The organism is Bradyrhizobium diazoefficiens (assembly GCF_016616885.1).
GTDB classification, from domain to species: domain Bacteria; phylum Pseudomonadota; class Alphaproteobacteria; order Rhizobiales; family Xanthobacteraceae; genus Bradyrhizobium; species Bradyrhizobium diazoefficiens_F.
Genome location: NZ_CP067102.1, coordinates 5569969 through 5592446 on the forward strand (window position 1 = coordinate 5569969; position 22478 = coordinate 5592446).

The following is a 22478-nucleotide window of genomic DNA, read 5'->3' on the forward strand; positions in this document are numbered from 1 at the left end:
TTAGGCTTCCAGGTTGCGGCCGACGATGCGGACGAGGAAGAAGGCGACGACATTGGCGATCACGACGGCCACGAGGCCGCCCGCCGAGGCGCTGCCGACGTCGAACTGGATCAGCGCCTGCGAGTAGATCAGAAAGGCGATGTTGGTGGTCTGCAGGCCTGGCCCGCCGCCGGTGGTGACGAAGATCTCGGCGAACACGGTTAGGAGGAAGATGGTCTCGATCAGGATCACCACGGTGATCGGGCGCGCCAGATGCGGCAGCGTGATGTAGATGAAGGTCGAGACGGCGCTCGCGCCATCCATCTCGGCCGCCTCTTTCTGCTCTTCGTCGAGCGATTGCAGCGCGGTGAGCAGGATCAGCGTCGCGAACGGCAGCCATTGCCAGGCGACGATCAGGATCACGGCGAGCAACGGCGCATCCGTGAACCAGTCGATCGGGGTCAGCCCAACCAGTTTTGCGAGCCACGCGAACAGGCCGGAGACCGGGTGCATCAGCAAATTCTTCCAGACCAGTGCGCTCACCGTCGGCATCACGAAGAACGGCGCGATCACCATCAGCCGCACGATATTGCGCCCGATCACGGGCTGATCCATCAGCAGCGCCAGGGGAATGCCGAGCAGGATCGTGAGCGCCAGCACCGAGCCGACCAGCACCAGCGTGTTCTGGAGTGAGGCAAGGAAAGCGGGATCCGTGAGGAAGTAGCGGAAGTTCTCAAGTCCGACGAACGATTCCGAGCCGGGATCGAGCAGGCTGTAGTGCAGCGTCGAGAAATAGAGCGTCAGCGCGAGCGGGACGATCATCCAGATGAACAGGAGCCCGACGGCCGGGGTCAGGAGCGACCGCGCAAGAAGCTGCGTCTGCCGGGTTGCCATCCTCAGGCTCTCCGCTTGGAGGAAGAAGGCGGCCATCCATCGAGCAAGGAGTGGATGGCCGCAAGTTTGAGCTCAGGGAGAGCTCAGGTTCATTTGATGTAGCCGGCGCGCTTCATCTCGCGCTCGGTGGCGGATTGCGCGGCGGTGAGCGCCGCATCGACCGTCATCGATCCCGCAAGCGCTGCGGAAAATTGCTGCCCCACCTGCGTGCCGATGCCCTGGAATTCGGGGATCGCGGCATATTGCACGCCGACGTAAGGCACTGGCTTCACGGTCGGCTTGTTCGGGTCGGCCGCATCGATCGAGGCCAGCGTCAGCTTCGCGAACGGCGCGACCTTCAGATACTCTTCGTTCTTGTAGAGCGAGGTGCGCGTGCCCGGCGGCACGTTGGCCCAGCCCTCCTTCGATGCCACCAGCTTGGTGTAGTCCTTGCTGGTCGCCCAGGCGATGAACTTCTCGGCCGCTTCGGTTTTCTTCGAGCCGGCGGGGATCGCGAGATTCCAGGCCCACAGCCAGTTGGCGTTCTTGCCAAGCCCGGTGTTGGGCGCGAGCGCGAAGCCGACCTTGTCGGCAACCGTGGACTGACTCGGGTTCGTCACGAAGGATGCGGCCACCGTCGCATCGATCCACATGCCGCACTTGCCGGCGTTGAACAGCGCCAGATTCTCATTGAAGCCATTCGAACTCGCGCCGGGAGGTCCGGCATCCTTCATCAGATTGACGTAGGTCGTGAGCGTCGTCTTCCATTCCGGCGTGTTGAACTGCGGCTCCCACTTCTCGTCGAACCAGCGCGCGCCGTAGGAATTGGCCATCGCCGAGAGGAAGGCCATGTTCTCGCCCCAGCCAGCCTTGCCGCGGAGGCAGATGCCATAGACGCCGCTGTTCTTGTCGGTCAGCTTCTTTGCGGCATCGATCACGAACTCCCAGGTCGGCTTCTCCGGCATCTTCAGGCCGGCCTTCTCGAACAGATCGGTGCGATACATGATCATCGAGCTCTCGCCGTAGAACGGCGCGGCATAGAGCTTGCCGTCGACAGAAACCGCATCCTTGATCTTCGGCAGCAGGTCGGCGACGTCGTAATCGGCGCCGAGATTGGCGAGCGGTACCAGCCAGCCCTTCTTGGCCCAGATCGGAACCTCGTAGGTGCCGATGGTCAGCACGTCGAATTGGCCACCCTTGGTGGCGATATCGGTGGTGACGCGCTGGCGCAGCACGTTTTCCTCGAGCGTCACCCATTTCACAGAAATGTCCGGGTTCGCCTTGGTGAATTCGCTGGTCAGGCCCTGCATGCGGATCATGTCGCCGTTGTTGACGGTGGCGATCGTCAGGGTCGTTTCGGCCATCGCGGGGACGGCAAGCAGTACGGCCGCGCCGCAGACGGCGCCCAGAACGTGTTTCACGGTGACCTCCCTCAACTCGCGCTTTGAGCATATGCCCACGCGTTGGGCGTATGTTCGGACGAGGCGCGGCGCTTGTCAAGCAGGCGGGCACGTATCCCCGCAACTTATAAGTGCTGCGCTGCGGGAAGGATGGAAGGTGTTGCTCCGCCCACGCTGTCGTGCTCCGCGAAAGCGGGGCACCCAGTACTCCGTGCCGTTCATTGGTTTGCCCCAAGCGAAGCCGTGGCGTACTGGATCGTCCGCCTTCGCGGACGATGACAGTGTTATTTGGGGAAGGACCGCCTGCCTCGCAGGCATGCGAAGAGCGAGCCCGCCTACCGATCCAGGATCGCCCGCGCGGTGGCCTCGTCGGTGATCAGGCCGTTGATCAGACCCCCGTTCAGCGCAGCCGCGATCGCCGGCACCTTGGCCGCACCGACCGCGGCACCGATGGTCGTGGTCTTCGCCGGGACCTCCGGCGGAATGCTGGTGAGGCGCTTGTTGGTGCCGGCCTTGAGCAGGCGGCCCTTGGAATCATAGGCCCAGCCGGTGATCTCGCCGATGGCGCCCTGCCGCATCATCTCGAACAGCTCGTCGCGCGTGACGAAGCCATCGATATGGACCTGCGCCCTCTGGTCCATCTGGCCGATGCCGACGAGACGCAGATCCGCTTTGGCGGCGACCGCCTTCACCTTCGCGATCGGCTCGATGCGGACCATCTTGTTGCGCTCGTCCTCGGACGACATCAGGAACGGCAGCGGCATCGGATAATGCCGCGCGCCGGTGCGGTCGGCGAGCCGGCCGACGGTGTCGTAGAAGCTGGCCGAGCCGTCGGCGGAGATGTTGCCGACCAGCGAGACGATCTGGTGGTTGGGCCGGTCGATCGGCGTGACGCGCTCGACCGCGGCGCGCACCGCCCGCCCCGTGCCGAGCGCCACGATGACAGGCGTCTCCGAGCGCAGCGTCGCATCCAGCAGATTGGCGCAGCGTTCGGCAATGCCGGCGGTCGCCTGCGGCGCCGCAGGATCGGCCGGCACCACCTCGCAATGGCTGAGGTCAAACCGCTGCTTCAGGCGCGCGGCCAATTCCATGCAGGCGGCGATCGGATGTTCGAGCCGGAACGTGATCAGCCGCTCGGCGAGGCACAGCGATACCAGCCGCTGCGCCGAGGCGCGCGACACCTGAAGCATCCTTGCGATCTCGTCCTGGGTGTGGCCGGCAATGAAATAGAGCCAGCCGGCACGGGCGGCGTCGTCGAGCCTAGATTTTTCATTCTCGACGGCCATGCGGCCTCACGCCTCCCAGAATTCGCTCATGCGCGAGAAGACCCGATCGGCTCCGGCGGCGGACAATATAGCGCGGCCATCGCGGCTACGATAATGGCCACCGCCGACAAATCCCCAGACCATCATGCCTGCCGCCTTGGCAGCCTGCACGCCGCTGACACTGTCCTCAATCACCAGCGTGCGCACGGGATCGGTCTGCATTCTCCCGGCAGCGTGAAGAAAGAGATCCGGCGCCGGCTTGCCATGCCTGACCATCTGTGCAGTGTAGAGTCGGTCACCAAAATGCGGCGCGAGGCCGGTGACATCGAGCGACAACGAGACGCGGTCGAGATCACTCGACGATGCCACGCAGCACGGCGTCTCCAATTCGGACAGCACCGCGCCGACGCCGGGGATCGGCTGGAGCGCCCCCGCAAAGATCTCGAGCACGCGCGCCTTCAGGAGTGGAAAGAAGTCGTCAGGCAGAGCATGCCCGAGATCGCGATAATGCTGCTCGATCGCCTTGGTGCTGCGTCCGAGGAACAGTTCGAGCGCCTGCTCCACACTGAGCCGAAGACCGAACTCCGCCAGAACCTCGGAGAGGCAGCGACAGCTCAACAGCTCGCTGTCGACGAGCACGCCGTCGCAATCGAAGATGATCAGATCGGGTTTTGGCCGGTCATGGTCCATCCCGCCATTCGATCATATACCCAATTGATGAGCAATAGTTCACGGGGAACACGACGCCACCGGCTGTGTCCTGCTGGTTCAATGGGCCACCTGCCGGTAGATCACCGGCAGCGCCGCGGGCAATCGCTTGATGTTGCCGACGATGGCATAGCCGCCGCGGCCGATGCAACTACCGCCGCTGATTATACACGTCGATGCACACCGCACCGAGCAGCACCAGGCCCTTGATGACCTGCTGGTAGTCGATGCCGATGCCGAGGATGGACATGCCGTTGTTCATCACACCCATGATCATGGCGCCGACCACGGCGCCGCCGACGCGCCCGACGCCGCCATAGGCCGAGGCACCGCCGATGAAGCAGGCGGCGATGACATCGAGCTCGAAGCCGAGGCCCGCCTTCGGGGTTGCGGTGTTCAGGCGCGCGGCAAAAACCAGGCCGGCGAGCGCGGCCAGCGCGCCCATGTTGACGAAGGTGAAGAAGGTCAGCCGCTCGGTCTTGATGCCCGACAGGCCAGCCGCCTTGGCATTGCCGCCGACAGCGTAGATCTGCCGGCCGATCACGGTGCGACGGGTGACGAAACCATAGAGCGCGATCAGGGCGCTCATGATGACCAGCACGTTGGGCAGGCCGCGATAGGTCGCGATCAGATAGGTGAAGTACAGCACCGCACAGGCGAGCACGACGCTCTTGCCGAGGAAGAACGCGTAGGGCTCGACCTCGATACCGTGCGACACTTCACGCGCGCGGCCCTTGGCGCTGGCATAGACCAGCCCAAGCGCCAGCACCGCGCCGATCAGCATGGAGGTCGGATGCAGCGTGCCGGCCTCGGGCAGCAGCTCCGGAATGAAGCCCGACGACAATTTCTGAAAGGTCGACGGGAACGGCCCGAGCGACTGGCCCTGCAACACCGCGAGCGCGAGGCCCTTGAACACCAACATGCCGGCCAGGGTCACGATGAAGGACGGGATCTTGAAATAGGCGACCCAATAGCCCTGCGCGGCGCCGATGGCCGCGCCGACGGCGAGGCAGATGATAAAGGCGAGCGTATAGTCGATCTTGTAGGTCACCATGAGGAGAGCGGCGACCGCACCGACGAAACCCGCGACCGAACCGACCGAGAGGTCGATGTGGCCGGTGACGATCACCAGCAGCATACCCAGCGCCATGATGACGATGTAGCTGTTCTGCAGCACCAGGTTGGTCAGGTTGAGCGGCTGCAGCAGCGTGCCGCCGGTCATGACCTGGAAGAACAGCATGATCGCGACCAGCGACATCAGCATGCCGTAGTTGCGCAGATTGTTCTTGATGAAGGTGCCGTGCCGGCGCTCCTCGGGCAGCGAAACCGTCTTGTCGGTCATGGCTGCGATCCTCCCATCTCCGCGGCCTCGACCGCGCCGTTTCCATTGCTTCGTTCGTTGCGCATGATGGCGCGCATGATCTTTTCCTGTGTCGCTTCAGCGCCTGGGAACTCGCCGACAAAGGCGCCGTCGTTCATGACGCAGATGCGGTCGCAGATGCCGAGCAGTTCGGGCATCTCCGAGGAGATCACCACCACGCCGCGGCCAGCTTCCGCAAGCTCGTTGATGATACAGTAAATCTCGTATTTGGCACCGACGTCGATGCCCCTTGTCGGCTCATCCAGGATCAGGACCTTGGGGTCGGTCATCAGCCATTTCGACAGCACGACCTTCTGCTGGTTCCCGCCGGAGAGCTGGCCGGTCTCCTGGTAGACGTCGGAACAGCGGATCCGCATGCGGTTGCGGTAGTCGCTGGCGACCTTCAGCTCGGCGATGTCGTCGATCACCCGCCCCGGCGCGACCTGCTTGAGGCTTGCCAGCGTAATGTTCTTGCGGACGTCGTCGGCCAGGATCAGCCCGAGTTGCTTGCGGTCCTCAGTGACATAGGCAAGGCCGGCATCGATCGCAGCCGCGACGCTCGACAGCGCGATCTCGCGGCCTTCGAGGGCGATGCGGCCGCTGATATTGGTACCCCAGGACCGGCCGAAGAGGCTCATGGCGAACTCGGTGCGGCCGGCGCCCATCAGCCCGGCGATGCCGACGACCTCACCGCGCCTGACGCTGAAATTGACGTTCTTGATTACCTGCCGATCGGGATGGATGGGGTGATAGACCGACCAGTTCGAAACCTGGAGGACCGGCTCGCCGATTTTCGCGCTGCGCTCGGGGAAGCGATGGGCGAGATCGCGGTTGACCATGCTGCGGATGATGCGGTCTTCCTGGATCGGCTCGGCGCGGCAATCGATGCCGTCGACGGTGCGGCCATCGCGCAGCACGGTGATGTGGTCGGCGACCCGGGCGACCTCGTTGAGCTTGTGCGAGATCAGGATCGAGCCGATGCCCTGCTCGCGGAATTTCATCAGCCGCTCCAGCAAGGCGGCGCTGTCGGCCTCGTTCAGGCTCGCGGTCGGCTCGTCCAGGATCAGCATCCGGACGCGCTTCGAGAGCGCCTTCGCAATCTCGACGAGCTGCTGCTTGCCGACGCCGAGATCGGTGATCAGCGTATCCGGCGATTCCTTGAGGCCGACCTGCGCAAGCAGCTCGCGCGTCCGCCGGTACACCTGGTCGCGATCGATCACGCCGAGCTTCGACGGCGGATGCGACAGGAAGATGTTTTCCGCGATCGACATCAGCGGGATCAGCGCCAGTTCCTGGTGGATGATGATGATGCCGAGCGCCTCGGAATCGTTGATGTCACGGAAGCGGCGCTCCTCACCTTCGAAGACGATGGTGCCTTCGTAGCTGCCCGCCGGGTAGACGCCGCTCAGCACCTTCATCAGCGTCGATTTGCCGGCGCCGTTCTCGCCGACCAGAGCGTGGATCTGGCCAGCCTCAACCGAGAAATTGACATCGCGCAGCGCCTGCACACCGGCAAAGCTCTTGCTGACGTTGCGCATCTCCAGCATGGCGGTCATGGCGTCCTGTCCCTTAATTACCGTCGTTCCGGGCCGCCCGAAGGGCGAGCCCGGAACCTCGAGATTCCGGGCTCGATGCTTCGCATCGCCCCGGAATGACGGAGAAAGAAGTCTACTGGAATTGCGACTTCTTGTAATAGCCGCTGTCAACCAGAGTCTTCTCCCAATTGTCCTTGTACACCACGACCGGCTTCAGGAGATAGGACGGCACGGTCTTGGCGCCGTTCTCGTAGGTCTTGGTGTCGTTGACGGTGACCTGCTTGCCGGCCAGTGCAGAGTCGACCATATCGGCGGTCACCTTGGCGAGATCGCGGGTGTCCTTGAAGATGGTCGAGTACTGATCGCCGCGCAGCATGGCCTTGATCGAGGGAACTTCGGCGTCCTGGCCCGAGATGATCGGCATCGGCTGATCGGCGCTGCCGTAGCCGACGCCCTTCAGCGAGGAGATGATGCCGATCGAAAGGCCGTCATAGGGCGACAGCACCGCGTTGACCTTCTTGTTGCCGTAGTAGGCGCTCAGCAGATTGTCCATGCGGGCCTGGGCGGTGGCGCCGTCCCAGCGCAAGGTCGCAACCTTGTCCATGCCCATCTGACCGGACACGACGACGAGCTTGCCGCTGTCGATATACGGCTTCAGCACGCTCATTGCGCCGTTGTAGAAGAAGTAGGCGTTATTGTCGTCGGGCGAGCCGCCGAACAGCTCGATGTTGAACGGGCCCTTGCCTTCCTTGAGGCCGAGCCCCTTCTCGATCGATTGCGCCTGGAGCACGCCGACCTGGAAATTGTCGAAGGTCGCGTAATAGTCGACATTCGGCGTGCCGCGGATCAGGCGGTCATAGGCGATCACGGTGATGCCTTTTGCTTTCGCCTGCTTGAGCACGTCTGACAGCGTGGTGCCGTCGATCGCGGCGATCACCAGCGCCTTCGCGCCCTTGGTCACCATGTTCTCGACCTGCGAGAGCTGGTTCGGGATGTCGTCCTCGGCATATTGCAGGTCGGTGTTGTAACCGCGCTCCTTCAGCACCTTGACCATGTTGTTGCCGTCGTCGATCCAGCGCGCCGACGATTTCGTCGGCATCGCGATGCCCACGGTCGCCTTCTCCTGCGCGGAGGCGGTGACGCCTGCGGCTATCGTTGCGGCGCCGGCCAGCGCCAATGCGAGAAATGTCGTCTTCAATTTCAACATACTTCACTCCCTTTGGGTGTCAGACTGTTTCTTAGTGTCGTCGAGAACAGAGGTAAAGGTCGGCTTCGGATCTCCTATGCGAGCTTGACATCAGGCTCCGCGCGACCGCGCGCGGAGGCTTGTAGCAAAAAAGTGCAGCCGGCCTGCGGATCGGCGGCACGCGCCTCGGCATCCATATCCTGCCAGGCCGAGGTGACGAGCAGGCGCGACAGATCGGCGCCAACGAAAGCGGGACAGCTCGCCTGCCTGGCCGGCACGCGCAGCGAGCGCAGGCGCTCGCCTTGCGGCGAGTAGACATCGACGCGGCTCGCGCCCCAGCAGGCGTTCCAGATTTGCCCGTCGGCGTCGCACACCGAGCCGTCGAGGCCGCCGATGCCGGTGTGGCGCAGCAGCACCTCCGGCTCGCCGCGCGGCAGGCCGGTGGCGGGATTGAGCGGCACCGCATAGAGCACGGCGCGCGCGGTATCGGTGAAATAGGCAGTGGTGCCGTCCGGCGAGAAGCAGATCGAGTTGGGAATGCTGATGCCGGGAAACAGCGTCGAGATCTTGCCGTGGTGGAGCGCGTAGATCGCCCCTAGCCCCCGCTCGGCCTTGCGCCCCATGGTGCCGATCCAGAACGTGCCTGATTGATGCACGCGGCAATCATTGGAGCGCGTCGCGGGATTATCCGCCTCGAGCGGACAGAACAGCGTCATCGCGCCGTCGGCCACGCTACGGATGTAACAACCATCTTCCGCGACGACCAGCTGGCGCTCGGCATCGATCCGCCCGAGCGCGCTCGCCATCCGGCCAAGCGAATGGATGCGGATCGTGCCGGCGCCAAGATGCGCTTCGAACAGGCGCCCCTCGCGAATATCAAACCACCACGCCGTATCGGTGGTGACATCATAGGTCGGGCCTTCGCCGAGGTGACAGTGTTCGGCGGAGAGAACGGAAGTCGGCACCTCTTCCATCATGGCGTCCTCACGGCAAAGCGATAGACGGTGTGATGCCGATAGACGCCACCGGGATCGAGGCGCGGGCTCGGGAAATCAGGCCGGTTCGGTGAATTGGGCCACATGTGGGGCTCCAGGCACAACGCGTCCGACTGCCGGATCAGCTTGCCGCCCTTGCCCGAGATCGTGCCGTCGAGATAGTTGCCGGAATAGACCTGGAGGCCGGGCTGGTCGGTAAACAGCTCCATGATGCGACCCGAGCGCGGCGCCTCAAGCCGGGCCGCGAGCGCGAGCTTGCCATCGCGCGCGAGACAATAGGTGTGGTCGTAGCCCTTGCCGTTGCGCAATTGCTGATCGCTCTCGCGAATGCGCGCGCCGACGGCGCGGACCTCACGGAAATCGAACGGCGTGCCGGCCACGGCGCGCGGCGGTTCCGGCAGCGGAATCGCTGTGGGATCGATGGCCAGGAAATGCTCAGCCGCGACCGTCAGCTTATGGTCGAGGGTGGGCGTGCCTGAGCTCGCGCCTTCCAGATTGAAGAAGCTGTGGTTGGTCAGGTTGACGATGGTCGGACGGTCGGTCCGTGCTTCCATCGTCAACGACAGCTCGGCGGGCCCGGTGACGCGATAGGTCAGGCGCACATCAAGCTTGCCGGGGTAATTCTCCTCGCCATGCGGGCTGGTGTAGGTCAGCGTGACCGCGGGGTTAGCGCCATCGTCGAGCTCGGCAATGTCCCAGAGCTTGCGGTCGAAGCCGTCGAGGCCGCCATGCAGCGCATTCGGGCCGTTGTTGACTGGAAGCTGGAAGGTCTCGCCATCGAGCGAGAACTGCCCGTTGGCGATGCGATTGGCATAGCGGCCGACGGTCGCGCCAAAAAACTTGCGTTCGGCAAGATAGCCGGCAAAGGCATCATGACCGAGCACGACGTCGTCGTAACTGTCGTTCGCGTCCGGCGCGATCAGGGCCTGGATCACCGCGCCATGAGTGATGATGCGAGCCTCGAACCCGCCCTGCCCGCGCAGTACGATGCGCTCGACCTTGCGTCCGTCAGGCAGCGTTCCAAAAACGTCTTTTGTTGTTTTCGAGCCAGCCATGTCTAGTCCACAAACGGTTCGACGATGTTGCGCTTGCCAAGCAGGAAGGCGTCGGCAACGAGACGAAGCGGTGCCAGATCGACGTCGCTCGCGCCGGTCGCGGCAAGCTTGACGAAATGCCGGTACAGCTCGCGGTATTCCTCATCGGGCGCGTCGGCAACAACCTTGCCGTCGACCGCCATGATCCTGCCGCCGCGGGACAAAGTCATCCGGCCCTCGTCGGTTTCGACCAGGATATCCCAGCTCTGCGGCCCGGTCTGGCGGAAGTCGAATTCGGCCGTGATCGGCAAGCCGCCGATATCGGTCAGCGTCAAATTGGCGGCAATCGGCGACTGGCAATTGGCCGGAAAGGCGAGCTCAGCCGCGGTGACAAACACCGGCTTCGGCAGGATGCGGGTCAGGATCGACAGCGCGTTGATGCCGGGATCGAACACGCCGAGCCCGCCCGGTTCCCAGATCCAGGCCTGGCCGGGATGCCAGACGCGGACGTCTTCCTTCCAATTAATGTGCACCGATTTGATCCGGCGCGCAGCCAGCCATTCGCGGGCCGGCTCGACTGCGGGTGCATGGCGGGAATGCCAGGTCGCAAACAGGGTGCGCCTTGCGTCCGTCGCCATCGCGATCAACGGATCGAGCTCGGCAACCCCGATGCCCGGCGGCTTCTCCAGCATGACATGCTTGCCGGCGGCGAGCGCCGCGGCGGCCTGGGCACGACGCACCTGCGGCGGCGTGCAGAGCGACACCGCGTCGATCTGCGGTCCTTTCTCCAGCAATTCCTCGACCGTCGCGAAATGCGGCAGGCCCGGCAGCGACGCGTTGCGGCTGGCAATTGCGGCGAGCATCGCGCCCGGCACTGCGGCAATCGCGCCGACATGCTGGTCGCGCGCAATCTTGCCGAAGCCGACGATGGCGATGCGAAGTTCTGTCACGCTTATTCTCCACTTTTCGCGGACGGCAGCGGCCCGGCAGGGGCCGTCTCGATCTCAGTGCCCTCATGGCGGCTCATGCCGTTGTGAATGACATAGACCATCGCCTCCGACGCCGCCCCGGCATCGCGGGACGTGATCGCATCGACGATCTTCTGATGCCACAGCAGCACGGTGTCGCGGTCCTCCGGCTCGACCGGGGCACTGAGCAGGAACGAGGCGCGCAAGGCGGCCTCGATCACATGCCCGATCGAGCGCATGAACAGATTACCCGATGCCCGCGCCACCGCAACGTGTAGTGCGAGATCGGCATCGGCAAACCCGACGGAATCGGAAGCCTCCAGCCGCATCCGTTCCATGCTGCGGCGAAGCTCCGCGACATCCTCCTCGGACCGCTGCGCCGCCGCCAGCGCCGCGGCCCGCGGCTCGACCGCGAGGCGGATCTCGGCGAGGTCGTTGAGAAAACGCTTGTCGATGCCGGCATCGAGATGCCAGGCCAGCACGTCGGCGTCGAACATGTTCCAGGCGCCGCGCTCGCGCACGACGGTGCCGACCCGCGCCTTGGTGGTCAAGAGTCCCTTGGCGACCAGCGTCTTCACGCTCTCGCGCAGCACCGGCCGGGACACGCCGAACATCGCAGTCAGCTCGGCATCGCCCGGAAGCCGCGCCCCTTCGGGATAGCGGCGGGCGATGATGTCGACGCCAATTGAGCGGGCGACCTCCGCGTGGTTGGAATGGGCCCGCCGTGTCGGGATGACGACGATGCGCGACGTCATGAGACGGCTCCCGCGCGTTTCGTCGCCGGCCGTCGCGCCAGTGCGACCAGCCCCTGCTGCAGAGCGATGAAGGCGAACAGCAAGACGCCGGTCGCGATCTTGGTCCACCAGCTCGACAGCGTCCCGTCGAAATTGATGTAGGTCTGGATCATGCCCTGGATCAGCACGCCGAGGAAGGTGCCGATTACCGAGCCCTGCCCGCCCGTGAGCAGCGTTCCACCGATCACCACGGCCGCGATGCTATCGAGTTCGACGCCGACGGCGGAGAGAGAATAGCCGGCGCTGGTGTAGAAAGAGAACACGATGCCGGCGATGCCCGCGAGCAGGCTCGACAGCATGTAGATCTTCACCGTCATCTTGCCGACCGCGACGCCCATCAGGCTCGCGGTCGGCCGGCTGCCGCCGAGCGCATAGACGTTCGCACCGAACCGGGTGAGGTGCAGCAGCAAGGCGCCGCCGATCACGATAGCGAGCATGATGATCGCGATCGCGGTCAATCGTCCGCCGCCGGGCATGCGCAACGCGAAGTCCGACACGGTCGAATAGACCGGCGCGGTGATCGGCACCGATTCCGTCGAGAGCAGGAAGCTCGCGCCGCGCGCCAGGAACATCCCGGCGAGCGTCACGATGAAGGGTGGCAGGTCGAAGACGTGGATGATCGCGCCCATCGCGGCGCCAAAGGCCGCCGAGAGCACGAGGATCGCGACGAAAGCGACCAGCGGTGGCATGCCCCAGCGCTCGATCGCGAGCGCCACGAACACGGTGGTGAAGCCGATCACCGAGCCGACCGAGAGATCGATGCCGCCGGAGATGATGACGAAGGTCATGCCGGTCGCGACGATGCCGAGGAAGGCATTGTCGGTGAGAAGATTGCCGACCACGCGGGTCGAGGCGATGTTGGGAAACTGCAGCGCGCAGAGCGCGAAGCCTGCGACGAGGACGATGGCCGTGATCAGGACGGGCGGCAGGCCTTTCATGGTTTCGTCCTCCGCAGCCGCGCCATGATGCCGGCAAAACCGGACAGTTTTGGCGATTGCAGCAGCAGCACCGCGAGCACCACCATGGCCTTGACCAACAGGTTGAACTCCGGCGGATAGCCTGACAGCAAAATGCCGGTATTCATGGTCTGGATGATCAGCGCGCCGAGCACCGCCAGGACAAGGCTGAAGCGGCCGCCGAACAGCGAGGTGCCGCCGATCACCACAGCGAGGATGGCGTCGAGCTCGAGCCAAAGGCCGGCATTGTTGGCATCCGCGCCCATGATGTCGGCCGCGGCGATCACGCCGGCGAGCGCGGCGCAGACACTGCACCAGACATAGACCGCCAGTATCATCGCGCGCGTCCCGACGCCGGCAAGCTCGCTCGCCCGCGCATTGCCGCCGGTGGCCTCGATCAGGAGTCCGAGCGCCGAGCCCCGTACCACCGCGCCGGTCAGGATCAGCATGCCGAGCGCAATCGCGATCGGCACCGGCACGCCGAGAATGGCGCCGTTGCCGAGCCAGACCAGATCCGGCGAGGTGAAGGTCACGATGCGACCTTCGGTGATGAGCTGGGCGATGCCGCGACCGGCGACCATCAGGATCAGCGTCGCCACGATCGGCTGCATGCCAAGCACGGCGACGAGGAAGCCGTTCCACAATCCGCAGACGAGTCCCGCGCCGAGCGCCGCCGCCAACACCACCGGCAGGCCGTGGCTGTCGGCGAGGGTCGCGGCGATCGCGCCGCAGATCGCCATCACCGCGCCGACGGAGAGATCGATGCCGCGCGTCGCGATCACCAGCACCATGCCCAGCGAGAGCAGCGCCACCGGCGTGCCACGGTTGAGCACGTCGATGAGGCTGCCGAACAGACGGCCGTCCTGGAGACGCAAGTCGAAGAATTGCGGCGACACCACGCGGTCGACCGCGAGGATGACGATCAGCGCGAGGATCTGGGCAAGGCCGCGGCGCGGCAATAGCGCTGTCATGCCCGCGCCTCTTGCATCGCAGCGCCATCGGCGGCGATGGCCGCGAGAATGTTGGTGACGTCGACGGCCTCGCCCGAAAGCTCCTCGACATGGGCACGATCGCGCAGCACGACCACACGGTCGGAATAGGTCACGATCTCGTCGAGCTCCGAAGAGATCACGAGCAGCGAAAGCCCGTCGTCGCAGAGATCGCGGATCAGGCGGATGATCTCGGCATGCGCGCCGACATCGATGCCGCGCGTGGGTTCATCCAGCACGAGGAGCCGTGGAGAAGTCGCGAGCCAGCGCGCCAGCAGAACCTTTTGCTGATTGCCGCCGGAGAGCAGGCCGACGGGCCGTTCGGCATCGGGCGGGCGGATGTCGAGCATTTTGACGTAACGGCTCGCGATCTCGTCCTGCTCGCGACGCGACAGTGGCCGATGCAGCCCGCGCTTGGCCTGAAGCGCCAGCACGATGTTCTCGCGCACGCTGAGTTCGGCGACGATGCCGTCGGTCTTGCGCTCCTCCGGGCAATATCCAAAGCCGTGGCGCACGCCATCGCGCGGCGAATGCAGCCGCACGGAAGCGCCCTCCACCCTCGCCTGCCCGCCATCCGCGCGCTCGGCGCCGAACACCAGCCGCGCTGTCTCGGTGCGGCCCGAGCCGAGCAAGCCGGCGAGGCCGACAACCTCGCCATGGCGCAGCTCGAGATTGAACGGAGCGACATAGCCGGCCTTGCCGTAATTCTCGAAACTCGCGCATATCTCGCGCGGCGGACGTTCGCTCGCCGCTGCCCGCGCGCTGGTGGTCTCGGCCAGCTCACGCCCGAGCATCATCCGGATCAGCTCGAGCCGCGGCAGCGAGGCGGTCTCGCGCTCACCGACCAGGCGGCCATTGCGCAGCACCGTAATGCGATCGGAAATCTCGTAGACCTGATCGAGGAAATGACTGACGAAGACGATGCCGATGCCGCGCTTGGCCAACTGGCGCATGATGCCGAATAGGATCTCGACCTCGTGACGGTCGAGGCTCGCGGTCGGCTCGTCCAGGATCAGCACGCGTGCTGAAAGGTCGACGGCGCGCGCGATCGCGGTGACATGCTGGATGGCAACCGAATAATTGCCGAGCGGGGCTGCGACATCGATATCGAGACCGAACTCCGTAAGCAGCGCTTTGGCACGGCGGCGCATTTCGCCTTCGCGCACGATACCGAAGCGCATCGGCTGGCGGTCGAGAAACAAATTCTGCGCCACCGACAGGTTCGGCAGCAGATTGACCTCCTGGTAGACGGTGGCAATGCCGGCCTGCAGCGCGGCCTTGGCCGAACGCGGCGCGACTTCTTCGCCGCCGAGACGGACGACGCCGCCATCGCGCGGGAACACGCCGGTGACGACCTTGATCAGCGTGGATTTGCCGGCGCCGTTCTCGCCGAGCAGCGCATGGATCTCGCCGGCGCGAAGCGTGAAGTCGACCTCCTGCAACGCGCGCACCGCACCGAAGCTCTTGCTGATCCCGCGCGCCTCCAACAAGGAAGGAGCAGGATCAAGGCTGTTCTCCATAACGACGTCACTCCCACCGGCGCCCGCTTATGCTGCGGACACCCAACCTATTCTTTCGTACGGCAGATGCGAAGGGGGTTGCCGGACCGCAAAGAGCGGTCCGGCGAGGCGCCCGCCTCAGTAACCGAGGCCCTTCTTGCTGTCGTATTCCTTCTGCGGATCGTCGGCGGCGGTGAGAAGCCTGGATTCGGTCTGGATCCACTTCGGCGGAACGGTGCCCTTCTCCTTGAACGCCGCGACGGCGTCGAAGGCCGGCCCCGCCATGTTCGGCGTCAGCTCGACCGTAGCATTGGCTTCGCCGGCAACCATCGCCTTGAAGATATCAGGGACTGCGTCGATCGAGACGGTGAGGATGTCTTTGCCCGGCTTGAGGCCGGCTTCCTTCATCGCCTGGATCGCACCGACCATCATGTCGTCGTTGTGGGCATAGACCGCGCAGATCGTCTTGCCGCCGCCTTCGGCCTTGATGAAGCTCTCCATGACTTCCTTGCCCTTGGCTCGGGTGAAGTCGCCGGTCTGGCTGCGCACCACCTTCAAATTGGCGTTCTTGGCGATGGCGGTGTCAAAGCCCTTCTTGCGGTTGGCAGCGACGCTGGCCCCGACGGTACCCTGCAATTCGACGATGTTGCAGGCCTTGCCGCCGACGGTCTTGGCCAGCCAGTCGCCGGCGACCGCGCCTTCGTGCACGCTGTCCGACGTGACGGCGGTGAGATAAAGGTCCTTGCCGGACGGATCGATGTCGCGGTCGAGCAGCACGACCGGGATCTTGGCTTCCTTGGCTTCCTTCAGCACCGAATCCCAGCCGGTCGAGACCACGGGCGCGAGGAAGATCGCATCGACATTCTGCGCGATGAAGGAGCGGATCGCCTTGATCTGGTTCTCCTGCTTCTGCTGCGCATCGGCGATCTTGAGATTGACCTTGCGCTTGGTGGCCTCCTGCTTGGAGACCGACGTCTCGGCGGCACGCCAGCCGGATTCCGATCCGATCTGCGAGAAGCCGACGGTAAGCTCGGCCGCATTGGCGGGCAGCGCGAGCAACAACGCGGCCGTGGCGCTGGCCGCAAAAAGGGCTTTGAAGTTCATCAGGCGTGTCTCTCAAAATGTTGTCTAGGGCGTCGATCGGTATCATGACACCCTCAGGCCGGCCTTTGACGCGGCGGGAGGCACTATTTCACGGAAGCTTCCGCTCGTATAGTCATATTATCTGACTATTTGGGCGAATGATGCCGGGATGGCCGACTGGCGACGCAGATGACACGCCAAGCGCGACTATATTCGAATGATGCAACGCGGAGATGAAAGAAGATTCGCAGGTGCGACATCGTCGTGGCCGGGCTCGTCCCGGCCATCCGGGCCTACTCTCGCGGTCAAGGAACGCGGATGCCCGGGTCAGGCCCGGCATGACGGTCTCCTAGAAATTCGCGTGTGCGATCCGCTGTCACGTGCGGCAGATAAGCGGAGAAACTAGATCAGCTTCCGCTGCGCCAGGTTCTTCATCAGTGCGCCAATGCCAAACGTCCACGGCTCGCACTCGTCGCTGGTCCGCATGCGGTTGACGAGCTTGCCGAGCTGAGGTGCTGATATCGTGACGATGTCGTCGCGCTTGTGGGTGAACCCCTGCCCCGGCGCATCGCGGTCCTTGACCGGCGCGAACATCGTGCCGAGGAACAGCACAAAGCCATCAGGATATTGATGCACCTTGCCGATGGTCTGCGCGACGAGATCGGTCGGATCGCGGCTGATCATGCTGATCGAGGAATGGCCGTCGAGCAGGAAACCATCTGCGCCCTTCACGTTGAGACTGATGTCGAGCTTGCGCACATCATCGAGCGTAAAAGTGTCGTCGAACAGGCGCAGCAGCGGTCCGATCGCGCACGACGCATTGTTGTCCTTGGCCTTCGACAAGAGCAGCGCCGAGCGGCCCTCGAAGTCGCGCAGATTCACGTCGTTGCCGAGCGCGCCACCGACGATGTGGCCGCGGCTGGAGACGAACAGCACAAGCTCCGGCTCGGGGTTGTTCCAGGTCGACTTCGGATGCAGCCCGGCGTCCATGCCGGTGCCGACCGAGGACAGGGTCGGCGCCTTGGTGAAGACTTCGGCATCGGGGCCGATGCCGACTTCGAGATATTGGCTCCAGGCGTTCTGGTCGATCAGCACCTGCTTCAGATGCATCGCCTGATCCGAGCCCGGCTTGAGTTTTGACAGATCGTCGCCGATCAGCCGTGTCACCTCTTTCCGGATCGCTTCGGCCGAGGCCGGATTGCCCTTGGCGCGCTCCTCGATCACCCGTTCCAGCATCGAGATGGCGAAGGTGACGCCGGCAGCCTTCAAGGTCTGGAGATCGACCGGCGCGAGCAGCCAGGGCTTTTTCGGGTCGCGCCCATCCGGCGCCGTGTTGGCGACGATGGCCTGGAGATCGCCGATACGCTCGCCCTTGCTCGCGGCAAGCGCTTTGGCCGGATTGTCCTCCTCGCAGAGGGCGCTGACGGTCGGGAATTTCGCGGTGACGTCGAAGACGCCGTCGGTGCGCACGGCAACGACGGCCGGACCGTTCGCCTGCGGCAGCCAGACGCGGCCGACCAGCGTCCCCTTCGTTCCATCCTCGGGAAGAAGGTCTTTCACGGTGAGTGTCGTCATGGCGGCGTCCTCGCTCTTTTCTCGGATAGGCGGCGCTTGCTCAACGGCCAACCAGATTGATGAAAACCAATAGCGGTAGCGGTCTGGCAATGGAAGTCCAGAGCGGCAGCACGCCGCAATTCATGCTCGCCATTGCGGCGTGCTTTTACTTGAACCAGTGCACCAGCGCGATGCTGATCCCCAGCAGCAGCATCAGCGACAGCGTCACGGCGGCCGTCACCCTGCCTCCGACATTGGCGAGCACCTTCACGTCGACGCCGAGGCCCAGCGCGGCCATCGACACCACAGTGAGGAAGCTCGTGATCTTCGTCACGGGACCAACCACCGTGCCCGGCACGATCTCCAGGGAACGCAGTGTCGCCAGCGCGAGGAAGCCGAGGATGAACCACGGAACCAGTCGGAAGAAGCCGACATTGGTCTTCTTGGCACCGGTCTGCCAGCGCGAGGCGACCAGCGAGAGGCCGACGACGACGGGGCCGAGCATCAGCACGCGCATCAGCTTGACCAGCGTGCCGATCTGCGTGGAGATCAGGCCCGCCGGCACCGTTGCCGCGAGCACCTGCGGCACGGCGTAGACGGTCAGGCCCGCGAGAATGCCGTATTGCGTGGCGGTGAGCTGCAACAGCGGGATCAGCAGCGGCAGGCCCAGCACCATCATCACGCCGAGGATGGCGGTGAAGGAGATCGAGGATGCGATCTCATCGCTGGTGGCGCCGATAATCGGCGCCACCGCCGCAATCGCAGAGTTGCCGCAGATCGAGTTGCCGCAGGCGATCAGGATCGACAGCCGCGTCGACAGCCCGAGCATCCGACTGAGACCGAAGGAGATGCAGAGCGCGATCACGACGACGGCGGCGATCGAGGCCAACAGAGCGATGCCCGAGGCCGCGATGGCGGCGAAGCTGATGGAGGCGCCCAGCAGCATGACGGCGACTTCGAGCAGCTGCTTGGCGCTGAAGGCGATGCCGGCCTGCCAGCGCGCTGCGGGCTTCCAGAAGCTACGGAGCGCCATGCCGAGCAGGATCGCCATCACCAGCGCCTCGACATAGGGATGCTCGAAGATGCCGAGCTCGAAACGTTCAAGCAGGGCCGAGACACCGGCGACGGCGATGCAGAGGAGAATGCCGGGAATCAGCGCCGCAACACGGCTCGCGACGGTCGCCGGCTTGGTATCGGCCGGGCTGGATGCTTGATTCTGCGACACAAATCTCTCCCTAGGGAGAATGATTTATACGCAGGGTCACTGGGCTGGGGAATAAGTTTTCGACATATCAGGGCCGAGAGAAGTTATATCCTCAACCCGGAATAACCGGCTCAGAACAGCAGGTTCTTGGCGATCGATGCCACGTGGCTGAAGCTGTCGTAGACGCCGGGCTCGAAGAACGCCGCGCGCGCGAGCACGATAGCCGCGACCAGCGACCAGAACAGGCCCGTGCCGGCCCGCAGCAGGAGCTTTGAGGCGCGCGACTTCGGCTGGGCGTCCGTCGCGGACACCAGCTGCTCGCCGAAGGGCTCAAATCCTGTGCGTTCCATGGCAGTGCCAATCCATCAATCTGTGACGGGAATGTCGTCGTTTCGGCCCCAAACGGCAATGGAAGCGATTGGCGTTTTTGTCCTCCGGAGGGGAAACTCCTTCCGTGGGGTGGCCTAAGGGCAATAGTTTTCTTCTTTCGCCTTATTTGGGCACCGGAACGAGGCCGGATGCGGCCGCTTCGCGACAGCGAAGCCCGGTGAGGGGATCTATCCTCACGAACGGTATTGCGAATGGTTAGAACCCCTCATCCGGCGCTGCGCGCCACCTTCTCCCGCAAGCGGAGAAGGGAAGAAAACTACGCCGCGAGCCCGCTTCCCACAGGCGCAAAGTCCAGCCCGAGGCTCTCGGCCACCGCCTCGTTGGTGATGCGGCCGCGATGCACGTTGAGCCCATTGCGCAGATGCGGATTCTCCAGCACGGCGGCAAAACCTTTGTTCGCGAGCATCAGGCCGAACGGCAGTGTCGCGTTATTCAGCGCCTGGCTTGACGTCACCGGCACCGCGCCCGGCATGTTGGCCACGCAATAATGCACGACGCCGTCGATCTCGTAAGTTGGCTCCGCGTGCGTCGTCGCATGCGAGGTCTCGAAGCAGCCGCCCTGGTCGATCGCGACGTCGACCAGCACGGCGCCCGGGCGCATCGACTTCAGCATCGTGCGCGTGACGAGCTTTGGCGCGCTGGCGCCAGGCACCAGCACCGCGCCGATCACAACGTCGGCGGCGAACACCTCCTCTTCGACGGACTCGATCGTGGAGAAGCGGGTACGTACACGTCCAGCGAAGAGATCATCGAGCTCGCGCAAGCGCGGAATCGAGCGGTCGATCACGGTGACTTCGGCACCAAGGCCTGCGGCCATGCGCGCGGCCTGTGTTCCCACCACGCCGCCGCCGAGCACGACGACGCGCGCCGGCTGCACGCCCGGGACGCCGCCGAGCAGCAGGCCGCGTCCGCCGGCCGATCGCTTGAGCGCGGCGCCGGCGGCCTCGATGGCGAGGCGGCCCGCGACTTCGCTCATCGGCGCAAGCAGGGGGAGGTGACCGGCCGCGTCGGTGACGGTTTCATAGGCGATCGCAGTGCAGCCGGAGGCGAGCAGGCCCTTGGCCTGTTCGGGATCGGGCGCGAGATGGAGATAAGTAAACAGGATCTGGCTTTCTCGGAGCTGGACCCATTCGCTCTTCTGCGGCTCCTTTACCTTCACGATCACGTCGGACTTGGCGAAGATGTCGCGCGCACTCGCGGCAATGGAGGCCCCCGCCCGCTGGTACACCTCGTCAGACGCGCCGATGCCGCTGCCGGCGCCGGTCTCGACCGTGACCTGATGCCCGGCCGCGACGTATTCGCGGACAGCGCCCGGCGTGAGCCCGACGCGATATTCCTGGACCTTGATCTCCTTGGGCACACCGACACGCATCCTGGGCTCCTTTTGATTCACCCGATGATCGTAGCGACGCAGGCAGTTTGGTTTCGTGCAAATATCCGCTAGCTTTGGCCTTCCCGCGCCGGTTTCGGTCGCGGAAGTGTCCTTTCACGCTGGAAACCAAATCTTGGGCCTCGACCGGAAAGATCTCGCCATTCTCGCGGAACTCACGACCAATGCGCGTGCCAGCCATACCGAGCTCGCCAACAAGGTCGGCCTCTCCAGCACCGCGCTGGCGCGGCGGCAGAAGGCGCTTGAGGATGACGGCTACATCCAGGCCTACCAGGCCGCGCTCGATCTGGCGCAGTTCGGCCTCACCACCACGGTGCTGGTGCGCATTGCGCTGGAGAGCCAGAGCGACGAGGCGCTGAAGGCGTTCGAGGCGGAGGTGGTGAAGTGCCCCTCCGTCGTGCGCTGCTTCCTGATGTCGGGCACCGACGACTACATCCTGATCGTGCTCGCCCGCGACATCCAGGATTTCGAGCGCATTCACCGTACCGAGCTGTCGCGCCTGCCGCGCGTGGCGCGGGTACAATCGAGCTTCGCGCTGCGCGAGGTCGTCAATCGCGCGGTGCCAACCGTGGTGTTCGGCGAGACGAAGCGGTAATTAGCACCAGTCTCAGCTTCCCCGGCTCTTCCCTTTCCGTCGAACGGAATGTTGCAACGACGAACGAGGTACTTCGTTCGGATGCGGCAATTCGAATTCTCTTTCGAGCCCTTGGTGGCCGATGTATCGTGCTGGAGAGCCGCTACCGGGATGTGCCGAAATCCCGGAAGTCATTGGCGGCCACTATGCCTACGGCGGGCATCGCGACTTTCTTCATTCCAGATACTGCGGCTGTGACGACTGGCTCGGCACGGCATGAACATTTGCTGCCATCATCTCGGAAGGAGACATCTCATGCATTTCTGCCTCACGGGACAATATACGCCACGCGCTCTCAACGCCATTTTGGAGAACCCTGCGACCAATCGCCAGGAGGCGGCAAGGAAAGTCATCGAGGCGGCGGGCGGAAAGCTGATCTCGATGTACAGCGTTGCGGCCGATGGCCCGGGCGTACTGGTGATCTTCGACGTGCCTGATCCGGGTGCGGCTCCGGCCATCTCCGGTCTGACCGTCGCCGCCGACACCCTCGAGAACGTAAAACTCACTCGGCTGTTCACACAGGACGAGATCAAGCAGGTGCGGCAGAACGCGGTCAAGCTGCGCGCCTCCTATAGCCCGCCGGGCAGCTGAGATCTGAACCGTTCCAGATGCGTGCCGCTGCGAACGGCGGCACGCGTCCGTGCCGGCTACGGCGGTTCCCCCTCGTAACGCTGTCGGCCTC

At 64.4% G+C, this 22478-nt stretch carries 21 protein-coding genes; 2 read left to right on the top strand and 19 right to left on the bottom strand.

The features are described 5' to 3' along the window. From JJC00_RS26075 to ald, 19 genes are all read right to left on the bottom strand, one after another. Positions 1-873, bottom strand: coding sequence for a carbohydrate ABC transporter permease (locus JJC00_RS26075; RefSeq protein ID WP_200468740.1), 873 nt, complete (start codon positions 871-873; stop codon positions 1-3). Between the two features lie 89 nt (positions 874-962). Continuing rightward, positions 963-2216, bottom strand: a complete 1254-nt coding sequence (locus JJC00_RS26080) for an ABC transporter substrate-binding protein (RefSeq protein ID WP_246774289.1) — start codon at positions 2214-2216, stop codon at positions 963-965. A 371-nt stretch (positions 2217-2587) separates the two neighbouring features. Then, a complete protein-coding gene (locus JJC00_RS26085) occupies positions 2588-3538 on the bottom strand; it encodes a sugar-binding transcriptional regulator (protein WP_200468742.1) in 951 nt (316 codons plus the stop codon). Positions 3539-3544: 6 nt separating this feature from the next. Next, a complete protein-coding gene (locus JJC00_RS26090; RefSeq protein ID WP_200468743.1) occupies positions 3545-4207 on the bottom strand; it encodes an HAD family hydrolase in 663 nt (220 codons plus the stop codon). 169 nt (positions 4208-4376) lie between these two features. After that, positions 4377-5567 carry a multiple monosaccharide ABC transporter permease gene (gene mmsB, locus JJC00_RS26095; protein WP_200468744.1) on the bottom strand — a complete coding sequence of 397 codons (1191 nt, stop codon included), beginning with the start codon at positions 5565-5567 and terminating at the stop codon, positions 4377-4379. Continuing rightward, entirely contained in the window at positions 5564-7141 is a 1578-nt protein-coding gene (gene mmsA / locus JJC00_RS26100) for a multiple monosaccharide ABC transporter ATP-binding protein (protein WP_200474239.1), read from the bottom strand. Before mmsA ends, mmsB begins: the two co-directional genes overlap by 4 nt. A 112-nt stretch (positions 7142-7253) precedes the next feature. Continuing rightward, positions 7254-8327 (bottom strand): multiple monosaccharide ABC transporter substrate-binding protein, encoded by a 1074-nt coding sequence (chvE, locus tag JJC00_RS26105; protein WP_200468745.1) that lies wholly within the window; start codon positions 8325-8327, stop codon positions 7254-7256. A gap of 74 nt (positions 8328-8401) precedes the next feature. Continuing rightward, positions 8402-9280, bottom strand: a complete 879-nt coding sequence (locus JJC00_RS26110) for an SMP-30/gluconolactonase/LRE family protein (RefSeq protein ID WP_200474240.1) — start codon at positions 9278-9280, stop codon at positions 8402-8404. Then, on the bottom strand, positions 9280-10356 hold the full coding sequence (locus tag JJC00_RS26115) for an aldose epimerase family protein (protein ID WP_200468746.1): 1077 nt from the start codon (positions 10354-10356) through the stop codon (positions 9280-9282). The genes JJC00_RS26110 and JJC00_RS26115 overlap by 1 nt, the downstream gene beginning before the upstream one ends. Before the next feature lie 2 nt (positions 10357-10358). After that, a complete protein-coding gene (locus JJC00_RS26120) occupies positions 10359-11285 on the bottom strand; it encodes a Gfo/Idh/MocA family protein (protein WP_200468747.1) in 927 nt (308 codons plus the stop codon). Between the two features lie 2 nt (positions 11286-11287). Next, positions 11288-12058 carry a FadR/GntR family transcriptional regulator gene (locus JJC00_RS26125; protein ID WP_200468748.1) on the bottom strand — a complete coding sequence of 257 codons (771 nt, stop codon included), beginning with the start codon at positions 12056-12058 and terminating at the stop codon, positions 11288-11290. Next, positions 12055-13035, bottom strand: coding sequence for a galactofuranose ABC transporter, permease protein YjfF (yjfF, locus tag JJC00_RS26130; RefSeq protein WP_200468749.1), 981 nt, complete (start codon positions 13033-13035; stop codon positions 12055-12057). Before yjfF ends, JJC00_RS26125 begins: the two co-directional genes overlap by 4 nt. After that, positions 13032-14024 carry an ABC transporter permease gene (locus tag JJC00_RS26135; protein ID WP_200468750.1) on the bottom strand — a complete coding sequence of 331 codons (993 nt, stop codon included), beginning with the start codon at positions 14022-14024 and terminating at the stop codon, positions 13032-13034. Before JJC00_RS26135 ends, yjfF begins: the two co-directional genes overlap by 4 nt. Beyond that, on the bottom strand, positions 14021-15562 hold the full coding sequence (locus tag JJC00_RS26140; protein ID WP_200468751.1) for a sugar ABC transporter ATP-binding protein: 1542 nt from the start codon (positions 15560-15562) through the stop codon (positions 14021-14023). The genes JJC00_RS26135 and JJC00_RS26140 overlap by 4 nt, the downstream gene beginning before the upstream one ends. 117 nt (positions 15563-15679) lie before the next feature. Beyond that, on the bottom strand, positions 15680-16645 hold the full coding sequence (ytfQ, locus tag JJC00_RS26145; RefSeq protein ID WP_200468752.1) for a galactofuranose ABC transporter, galactofuranose-binding protein YtfQ: 966 nt from the start codon (positions 16643-16645) through the stop codon (positions 15680-15682). A gap of 381 nt (positions 16646-17026) precedes the next feature. Further along, on the bottom strand, positions 17027-18199 hold the full coding sequence (locus tag JJC00_RS26150) for a fumarylacetoacetate hydrolase family protein (RefSeq protein WP_200468753.1): 1173 nt from the start codon (positions 18197-18199) through the stop codon (positions 17027-17029). 145 nt (positions 18200-18344) lie between these two features. Continuing rightward, entirely contained in the window at positions 18345-19403 is a 1059-nt protein-coding gene (locus JJC00_RS26155) for a YeiH family protein (protein WP_200468754.1), read from the bottom strand. Between the two features lie 110 nt (positions 19404-19513). Beyond that, the gene (locus JJC00_RS26160; RefSeq protein WP_200468755.1) at positions 19514-19732 is read right to left on the bottom strand and encodes a hypothetical protein; all 219 of its coding nucleotides are present in this window, start codon (positions 19730-19732) and stop codon (positions 19514-19516) included. 296 nt (positions 19733-20028) lie between these two features. Next, on the bottom strand, positions 20029-21144 hold the full coding sequence (gene ald / locus JJC00_RS26165; protein ID WP_200468756.1) for an alanine dehydrogenase: 1116 nt from the start codon (positions 21142-21144) through the stop codon (positions 20029-20031). 133 nt (positions 21145-21277) lie between these two features. Here ald and JJC00_RS26170 point away from each other — a divergent pair, with 133 nt between their 5' ends. Continuing rightward, complete coding sequence (locus JJC00_RS26170) at positions 21278-21757, top strand: Lrp/AsnC family transcriptional regulator (protein WP_200468757.1); 480 nt, start codon at positions 21278-21280, stop codon at positions 21755-21757. 294 nt (positions 21758-22051) lie between these two features. After that, the gene (locus tag JJC00_RS26175; RefSeq protein ID WP_200468758.1) at positions 22052-22387 is read left to right on the top strand and encodes a GYD domain-containing protein; all 336 of its coding nucleotides are present in this window, start codon (positions 22052-22054) and stop codon (positions 22385-22387) included. Positions 22388-22478 lie beyond the last annotated feature (91 nt).

Excerpts from the sequence above, each read along its gene's own strand:
- mmsB (WP_200468744.1), bottom strand. The coding sequence starts at position 5,567 with ATGACCGACAAGACGGTTTCGCTGCCCGAGGAGCGCCGGCACGGCACC.
- JJC00_RS26075 (WP_200468740.1), bottom strand. The coding sequence starts at position 873 with ATGGCAACCCGGCAGACGCAGCTTCTTGCGCGGTCGCTCCTGACCCCG.
- yjfF (WP_200468749.1), bottom strand. The coding sequence starts at position 13,035 with ATGAAAGGCCTGCCGCCCGTCCTGATCACGGCCATCGTCCTCGTCGCA.
- JJC00_RS26175 (WP_200468758.1), top strand. The coding sequence starts at position 22,052 with ATGCATTTCTGCCTCACGGGACAATATACGCCACGCGCTCTCAACGCC.
- JJC00_RS26080 (WP_246774289.1), bottom strand. The coding sequence starts at position 2,216 with ATGGCCGAAACGACCCTGACGATCGCCACCGTCAACAACGGCGACATG.
- ald (WP_200468756.1), bottom strand. The coding sequence starts at position 21,144 with ATGCGTGTCGGTGTGCCCAAGGAGATCAAGGTCCAGGAATATCGCGTC.
- JJC00_RS26110 (WP_200474240.1), bottom strand. The coding sequence starts at position 9,280 with ATGGAAGAGGTGCCGACTTCCGTTCTCTCCGCCGAACACTGTCACCTC.
- JJC00_RS26150 (WP_200468753.1), bottom strand. The coding sequence starts at position 18,199 with ATGACGACACTCACCGTGAAAGACCTTCTTCCCGAGGATGGAACGAAG.
- JJC00_RS26085 (WP_200468742.1), bottom strand. The coding sequence starts at position 3,538 with ATGGCCGTCGAGAATGAAAAATCTAGGCTCGACGACGCCGCCCGTGCC.
- JJC00_RS26115 (WP_200468746.1), bottom strand. The coding sequence starts at position 10,356 with ATGGCTGGCTCGAAAACAACAAAAGACGTTTTTGGAACGCTGCCTGAC.
- chvE (WP_200468745.1), bottom strand. The coding sequence starts at position 8,327 with ATGTTGAAATTGAAGACGACATTTCTCGCATTGGCGCTGGCCGGCGCC.
- ytfQ (WP_200468752.1), bottom strand. The coding sequence starts at position 16,645 with ATGAACTTCAAAGCCCTTTTTGCGGCCAGCGCCACGGCCGCGTTGTTG.
- JJC00_RS26160 (WP_200468755.1), bottom strand. The coding sequence starts at position 19,732 with ATGGAACGCACAGGATTTGAGCCCTTCGGCGAGCAGCTGGTGTCCGCG.
- JJC00_RS26140 (WP_200468751.1), bottom strand. The coding sequence starts at position 15,562 with ATGGAGAACAGCCTTGATCCTGCTCCTTCCTTGTTGGAGGCGCGCGGG.
- mmsA (WP_200474239.1), bottom strand. The coding sequence starts at position 7,141 with ATGACCGCCATGCTGGAGATGCGCAACGTCAGCAAGAGCTTTGCCGGT.
- JJC00_RS26135 (WP_200468750.1), bottom strand. The coding sequence starts at position 14,024 with ATGACAGCGCTATTGCCGCGCCGCGGCCTTGCCCAGATCCTCGCGCTG.
- JJC00_RS26090 (WP_200468743.1), bottom strand. The coding sequence starts at position 4,207 with ATGGACCATGACCGGCCAAAACCCGATCTGATCATCTTCGATTGCGAC.
- JJC00_RS26125 (WP_200468748.1), bottom strand. The coding sequence starts at position 12,058 with ATGACGTCGCGCATCGTCGTCATCCCGACACGGCGGGCCCATTCCAAC.